Origin of the sequence: Photorhabdus sp. RW14-46 (assembly GCF_963887965.1) — a bacterium.
Lineage (GTDB): Bacteria > Pseudomonadota > Gammaproteobacteria > Enterobacterales > Enterobacteriaceae > Photorhabdus > Photorhabdus laumondii.
Genome location: NZ_CAWPHH010000056.1, coordinates 6,905 through 13,142 on the forward strand (window position 1 = coordinate 6,905; position 6,238 = coordinate 13,142).

Consider the following 6,238-nt stretch of genomic DNA (forward strand, 5'->3'; position numbering starts at 1 on the left):
ACAGCAGAAATTTCGTATAGGGGGCAAATACTTTGTCAACTTAACAAAGACAAGGGAATTGATTCTATTGAGATTGAATTTTTTTCAGATAGTAGGATTTTGGAAAAACCAATAGAAATGAAATTCCCGTTAGACGAGTTTATAAATGTGTTGATGAATACAAAAGTAGATCTCATTACATGATTAAAATCTCGATTTTTAAGTTGGGATTTTACTTTTAATTATCGGTTTAGAGGGGGCCTCATCTAGATGATTGGTTCCTCCATCCGCGATGACCGAGACCAACTAACCGGTGGTAAAAGTCGCGTCGGGGCATTATGGGCCGGACATCGAACTACCCCGGGAAAAATCGTTTGTAACCGACTGAGTACATTGGAGTAATTGGTGTCCGGCGGTCAACTTCGCAATGGAATGCGTTGTTACCGATAATAATTTCCTGGGAAAACTGGTAACAGAAGGGTGTGCAATAGCTGCTCCGTGTCGAGCCAAAGTGGCAGAAAAAGTCCTGGAGATAGGCGTTAAGGCGAGTATAACCGGAATAGTGGCAAAGGAAATCGCTGATAAGATTTCTTCAGAAGACTTAGACCATCTGATTATGCTTCAGATGATGGGAAATGATGAAATCACACAGAGTTACCTAAATACACTTCAGGATAAATACACTCAAGTTGTTGATCCAGCTAATCTGCCAACACATACAGGTGGTAATCAGTCTGACGATATAAGGAAATACCCTAATCATACCGGTGGAAACCAACAGTTAAAGCCGGGTAGTATACCGAACCATGCAGGCAATGAGGAAAATCGGTCTGACATTGCACCAAATCATACCGGCAATACGGAAGGTAAGCCGGATGTAGGTGGTAATACGACGGTGACCCCAATTCCTGATGGCCCGAAAAAAGATGATTTTATTTATCAGGCCAAAGGAGAAAAACCAGAAAACTATTCTCCTGTAGGAGCAGGTAGGTCAGGTGCATTTAATGAAGCAAAACGTCGCTCAGGAATTCCTATTGGAAAACATCCTGATAGAGTATTGCCAAATGTTGATAAGCGAGGAAGGCTCCAGCCTGGAAAAATTTATGAATTTGATGTTCCTAAAGCAGGAGGGGGAACTCAAACAATACAAATTAGGGATGATGCCAAAGGTCATGATTTTGGAATAAATGATCCCCAGAATAGAGGGCCTCATTTTAATGATGAAAAAGGGAATCACTATGACTACTGACATGATAGTTAGGTATGCTACTGATATCTGTAAAAATAACGATATCACTAATTTTAGTTCTTTATTTATTACAGAAATGAATATTGAAGCGGTAAGCTGGGAACTATTAGATCTAAATCGCGAAAGAGGTTTTGTACCACTTTTTACGAAAATGGTAGAGACGCTAGAAATTTATGATGATAGAAGTTCTATTTATTTATATATAGAACTATCTGGCGTTCAACCGGACACATCTATTACTCGGTATAAACAAGCTTGGGGATTATTAAAATCAAGAGGAAATGATACAGAATTCGCGTTAAAAAAACAGAATGTTATGGTTCAGTCTTCACGGGGCTTGACTTTATCAGGGTTATGTCACTTTTATCTTTCCGATTTAAAAACAGCGGCAAAGTTAGTATTAACTGAAAAGAAAACATATTTGGCACTTATCCCCGACGAAAATATTTATGAGAGGTTAGATATAACACAAATTCGACATATTTCAGATTGGGCAAATTTCATTTGGCAACATAATGGCATCGTTTTAATGATATTAGGTGCTTTCGATGATCTTGGCTGTGAGATTGTTGCACTAGGAAGGAATGAGAATATTTTTTCTCTAACAAAAGGTTGTTATTGAGAATAACTCTCTGAGCGCGGATCAGATAGATGACTTTGCGGCCAGAGCCAAAGGGTGTGAGGGACGCGGCGACTGCAAACAGATCACGAAGGAAATGGAAGATCTGAGCCTCAAGCAGCAAAAAGAGCTGATCACGGTGTGTTCCTCCAACCCCGCCGCCTGCAAGGAAAAATACGGTGATATCCCGGCTAATGGTATGCTGGTACGTCAAGCCATCGATCGCGTACTGGGTGACGATGTGCCTTCACGGATGAAGAATGACATGTCTTCTCTGTTGGCCCAGCAGATTGAAGCCGAAGGCGTCGTTTCGAGTACGGAATTTGCGCATCAGTTGCAAAGCCGCTACGGTATCGACAAGCAGCAGGCAGAAATCTTAGCGGGTGCGGCATTAGGGGCTGTTACCGGTGGAATGGGCAAAGGAGGCAAGCCCGGCAATACGGCAGCAGAGAAAAACATTGTTGTGGTAGATTCCGGTAAGAAAGGCGGATGGAATAAGGCCCTGAACAAACCCGAACCGAATACGGTCTATCATGTAGATGGGAATAAGACCTATCACATAGATGGACAAGGAAGGACCAGTAATATTGAAGCATCTTTGTCTCCATCAAGAAATGATCGCAATACGTATCAGCAATGTAAGGCTGGAAAGTGTGGGAATATAGGAGATGAAGGAGGGCATCTAATTGCCAGTATTTTTAATGGTCCCGGTGAAAAAATAAATATTGTGCCTATGGATGGAAATCTTAATAAAGGTGCCTGGAAACAAATGGAAAATACTTGGGCAAAAGCATTGAAGGATGGTAAGCAGGTCGATGTGAAGATAGAACCGATTTATTCAGGTAATAATATTCGTCCAGATAGATTAAACGTTCAATACTCTATTAATGGTGAGAGACCTGTGATTGTTGACTTCAAAAATGCGCCAGGAGGCGGGAAATGACTGATGATTTAGATATATATCAAAAAATTGGGCAACTTTTGGTTGATGCAGGGCCAAGTGATGCTCAGAAGATGATAGTCAGAGCAAAACTTTTTCCCGAAAATGACGGTTGTAAATATGAATTTGATTATATTGATGAAAATGGTGAACTAGGCTGGTTTTCTCCTGATAGTAAAGCCCCCGGAGACCTTACAGAATTATTAGTGCAACTGAGATCTTTTTTTGTTGACAATAATCTAACTAATGGAAAACCCGCTTGGTCAGGGTGTGAAATCACCGTTGATCTGGATAAAATGAAAATCAACATAGATTTTAAATATGATGATTAGAACTCGCCCCGGCTTTGTGCCGGGGCCGTTGTTTTGTCCTATTCTGTCATCATCAACCCACCGGGATAATACTTAATCCAGTTAACGGCAGCACTGGGGTTGAACGGTGCAATACTCAGCCCCTCCAGACACTGCCAGAGTTCCAGCGTATTCTGGGCCGTAATCACAATACAATCCGGCATCACCCGTATCTTTAGCGGCATTCCGAAGGTAAATCCCGCCTCTTGTAACCATTTTCCCTTTAAAGAAATGCTGTTTTTTCCTGCTCTCCCAAAACGCTCAGCTTGGGAAATACGGCGAATTGTTTTATCATCGCGTCCAGCCATAATTAACTACCTCGTATAGTTGGTTGTGGTGAGCGGGCTGGCGGTGTGGCTGCACCATCAGCCCGCGTTAAAATCCCTTCTTTAATTAGCCGCTTGTTTTTTATTACTGAGCCTGCGCAATCACCGCATCCAGCATCTCAGACACCAGCTTCTGTTTACCTTTGGGTAACTGACTAATAATCTGAATCTGTTTTTCCAGTCGTGAAGCCGGGCCGCGCTTACTCAGTATCCGGTCACTCTCTTCGCCGAATAACTTTTCCAGTGAAACTGAAAGTATTCTTGCCACAGTTGGCAGTATCGATATTTGTATCCTCCTTCTTCCCGCCTCCCATGACTGAACAGCCTGCTGGGAAACATTAAGCTTCTGCGCCAGTTGAACCTGTGTCAGCCCTGCCTCCTTGCGTAAGGTGGTTATCCTCTTGCCTAATGTCATCATAAAAATCTGTTCTTCACTGCTGATAGATGCGGCCATAGTCTTTTTTACCGATGTTGTTCGTGACTCAATGACCATAATCTACTCCCTGTTTTACATCTTACTGTTGTAAATACTACCTACTGTAGTATATGCTTGTCGAGTTATTTTTATCAAAACCCTATTGACAGGTTTTTACAGGAGGTCATTGATGACCCGCGTTCCCGATACCGATTTAGCCCGCTTAAAGCAAACCGTCTCGTTACTGGGGCTGGCGCGTAAGCAAGGCCGTCCGATGAAAAAACGCGGTGAGGATTATGTGCTGCGCTGTCCGTTCCATAACGAGAAAACGCCCTCAATGGTGATATCGCCGGCCAAGAACCTGTATCACTGCTTTGGCTGTGGCGCAGCGGGATCGGTGCTGGACTGGGTGATACAAACGGAAGGGGTGACGCTGAAAATCGCTATCCGCCGACTGCGGGAGCTGGCCGGGTTGCCGGATATGGACAATGCAGTTGTGGCCGCTTCTTCGTTAGCCGCACCGCCGGGATCACAGGCGGCCCCCCTGCCGCGCCCGAAACTGGCCGACCTGGACGATGACGGGCAGGCGCTGTTGCATCAGGTGATTGATTTTTATCATCAGCACTTACTGGCGTCACCGGAAGCCAAAGCCTGGCTGGCACGACGCGGGCTGAATCATCCTGAACTGGTCAGCCACTTCCGGCTCGGTTATGCGGGTCATCACGGTATCAGCGGTTCCGCGGGGTTGTTGCCGTCCAAAGACAGTCAGGAAGGTCAGCAGTTGCGCGGCAAGCTGTCGGGGCTGGGCGTGTTGCGTACCACCACCCGGCAGGACCACTTCCGGGGCTGCGTCGTGGTGCCGATAATCGGCTGGGCCGAATCGACCAGTGTGGCCAGCCGCGGGCGGGTGCTGCAACTGTATGGTCGCCGAACCCAGCCGGATTACAAAGTCCTGAAAGACAGCCCAAAGCATCTGTACCTGTCCTCACCACTGGCCGGGGTCTGGAATGAGGCAGCGATGAAAGCCGCTGCGGAAATTATCCTGTGCGAAGCGCTGATCGATGCTATGACCTTCTGGTGTGCCGGGTTCCGCAACGTGATCGCCGCGTTCGGGGTGAACGGGTTTAACCGTGAGCACCTCGCAGCCTTGCAGTATCACGGCGTGAAACGGGTGCTGATTGCCTTTGACCGGGACGAGGCCGGAGACCGTGGCGCGGCTAATGTGGCGGCTGATTTACTGGAAGCCGGTATCGAGGCGTGGCGGGTGCAGTTCCCACCGGGCATGGATGCCAATGACTATGCGCTGAAAAGCGGCAACGCCGAACATGCGCTGGGGCTGGCCTTGCAACAGGCGGTCTGGCTGGGACAGGGAACCGCGCCGGGCGCGGTGTTCAGCCATGAGCGGCCCGTCTCGCCGAGTGTGACGGAAAAGCCTCACAATGCCGAGGTGGCTAAACCGGCTGCCTTAGCCGCCCCGCCGGCGCTGACTGTTGCCCCCGTGCCCTGTGAGCGCACGGCCTGCGGTGAACTGCTGATGAAAAGCGGGCCACGTATCTGGCGGATACGGGGGATGAAAAAACCGCCGGTGCCCGATGTGATGAAAGTCAATGTGCAGGTGCGGGATGAAACGTCCGGCCTGTTCCATGTGGATACGCTGGACATGTATCACGCGCGGCATCGTCAGAACTACATCAGCACGGCGGCGCAAGAGCTGGAATGCGAGCTGTCGGTCATCAAACGCGAAGCCGGGCGGGTCTTGCTGATGCTGGAGCAGCAACAGGACGCGCAACAGCAAGCCGACGCCGAAGCCTCAGGGACAACGGCGGTCACGGTCAGCGCGGAAGACGAAGCCGCCGCGCTGGCGTTGCTGACATCACCGAACTTAACAGAACAGATTATCAACGACATGGCCGCCTGCGGGGTGGTCGGCGAATCGACCAATCTGCTGACCGGGTATCTGGCGGCAGTCTCGCGCAAACTCGATAAACCGCTGGCCGTGTTAATCCAGAGCAGCAGCGCGGCAGGCAAGAGCAGCCTGATGGATGCCGTGCTGAACCTGATGCCGGAAGAGGAGCGTATCCAGTACTCGGCAATGACCGGACAGAGCCTGTATTACCTCGGCGAAACCAGCCTGCAACACAAAATACTGGCGATAGCCGAAGAAGAAGGCGTGCGGCAGGCGGCCTATGCCCTGAAACTGTTGCAATCCGACGGCGAGCTGAAAATCGCCAGTACCGGCAAGAACGAACAGAGCGGCGAACTGGTGACGCGGGAATACAAGGTACAGGGACCGGTGATGCTGATGTTAACGACGACGGCCATTGATGTGGATGAAGAACTGCTGAACCGCTGTCTGGTGC

General features: G+C 48.5%; 8 protein-coding genes and 1 pseudogene. 7 read left to right on the plus strand and 2 right to left on the minus strand.

Going from position 1 to position 6,238, the window contains the following annotated elements:
• From AACQ38_RS24235 to AACQ38_RS22785, 6 genes and pseudogenes are all read left to right on the plus strand, one after another.
• A partial coding sequence (locus AACQ38_RS24235) for a hypothetical protein (protein WP_207631962.1) occupies positions 1-183 on the plus strand: 183 nt, incomplete at its 5' end.
• A gap of 66 nt (positions 184-249) precedes the next feature.
• On the plus strand, positions 250-381 hold the full coding sequence (locus AACQ38_RS22765; protein WP_265340076.1) for a hypothetical protein: 132 nt from the start codon (positions 250-252) through the stop codon (positions 379-381).
• Between the two features lie 25 nt (positions 382-406).
• Positions 407-1,228, plus strand: a complete 822-nt coding sequence (locus AACQ38_RS22770; protein WP_165579131.1) for an HNH/endonuclease VII fold putative polymorphic toxin — start codon at positions 407-409, stop codon at positions 1,226-1,228.
• Positions 1,218-1,850, plus strand: coding sequence for a hypothetical protein (locus AACQ38_RS22775; RefSeq protein WP_041379993.1), 633 nt, complete (start codon positions 1,218-1,220; stop codon positions 1,848-1,850). The genes AACQ38_RS22770 and AACQ38_RS22775 overlap by 11 nt, the downstream gene beginning before the upstream one ends.
• Positions 1,837-2,790 (plus strand): annotated as a pseudogene (locus tag AACQ38_RS22780) (DNA/RNA non-specific endonuclease); the annotation flags it as partial. The gene AACQ38_RS22775 and the pseudogene AACQ38_RS22780, both read left to right, overlap by 14 nt.
• Complete coding sequence (locus AACQ38_RS22785; RefSeq protein ID WP_149617577.1) at positions 2,787-3,119, plus strand: hypothetical protein; 333 nt, start codon at positions 2,787-2,789, stop codon at positions 3,117-3,119. The pseudogene AACQ38_RS22780 and the gene AACQ38_RS22785, both read left to right, overlap by 4 nt.
• Positions 3,120-3,157: 38 nt before the next feature.
• Here AACQ38_RS22785 and AACQ38_RS22790 read toward each other — a convergent pair whose 3' ends face one another.
• The gene (locus tag AACQ38_RS22790) at positions 3,158-3,445 is read right to left on the minus strand and encodes a SymE family type I addiction module toxin (protein WP_149617578.1); all 288 of its coding nucleotides are present in this window, start codon (positions 3,443-3,445) and stop codon (positions 3,158-3,160) included.
• Between the two features lie 103 nt (positions 3,446-3,548).
• On the minus strand, positions 3,549-3,956 hold the full coding sequence (locus tag AACQ38_RS22795) for a helix-turn-helix domain-containing protein (protein WP_242685662.1): 408 nt from the start codon (positions 3,954-3,956) through the stop codon (positions 3,549-3,551).
• A 112-nt stretch (positions 3,957-4,068) separates the two neighbouring features.
• On the opposite strand from AACQ38_RS22795, the gene AACQ38_RS22800 reads away from it, so the two are divergent.
• The coding region (locus AACQ38_RS22800; RefSeq protein ID WP_165579133.1) for a CHC2 zinc finger domain-containing protein at positions 4,069-6,238 on the plus strand (2,170 nt) is incomplete at its 3' end.

Excerpts from the sequence above, each read along its gene's own strand:
- AACQ38_RS22765 (WP_265340076.1), top strand. The coding sequence starts at position 250 with ATGATTGGTTCCTCCATCCGCGATGACCGAGACCAACTAACCGGTGGT.
- AACQ38_RS22770 (WP_165579131.1), top strand. The coding sequence starts at position 407 with ATGGAATGCGTTGTTACCGATAATAATTTCCTGGGAAAACTGGTAACA.
- AACQ38_RS22775 (WP_041379993.1), top strand. The coding sequence starts at position 1,218 with ATGACTACTGACATGATAGTTAGGTATGCTACTGATATCTGTAAAAAT.
- AACQ38_RS22785 (WP_149617577.1), top strand. The coding sequence starts at position 2,787 with ATGACTGATGATTTAGATATATATCAAAAAATTGGGCAACTTTTGGTT.
- AACQ38_RS22790 (WP_149617578.1), bottom strand. The coding sequence starts at position 3,445 with ATGGCTGGACGCGATGATAAAACAATTCGCCGTATTTCCCAAGCTGAG.
- AACQ38_RS22795 (WP_242685662.1), bottom strand. The coding sequence starts at position 3,956 with ATGGTCATTGAGTCACGAACAACATCGGTAAAAAAGACTATGGCCGCA.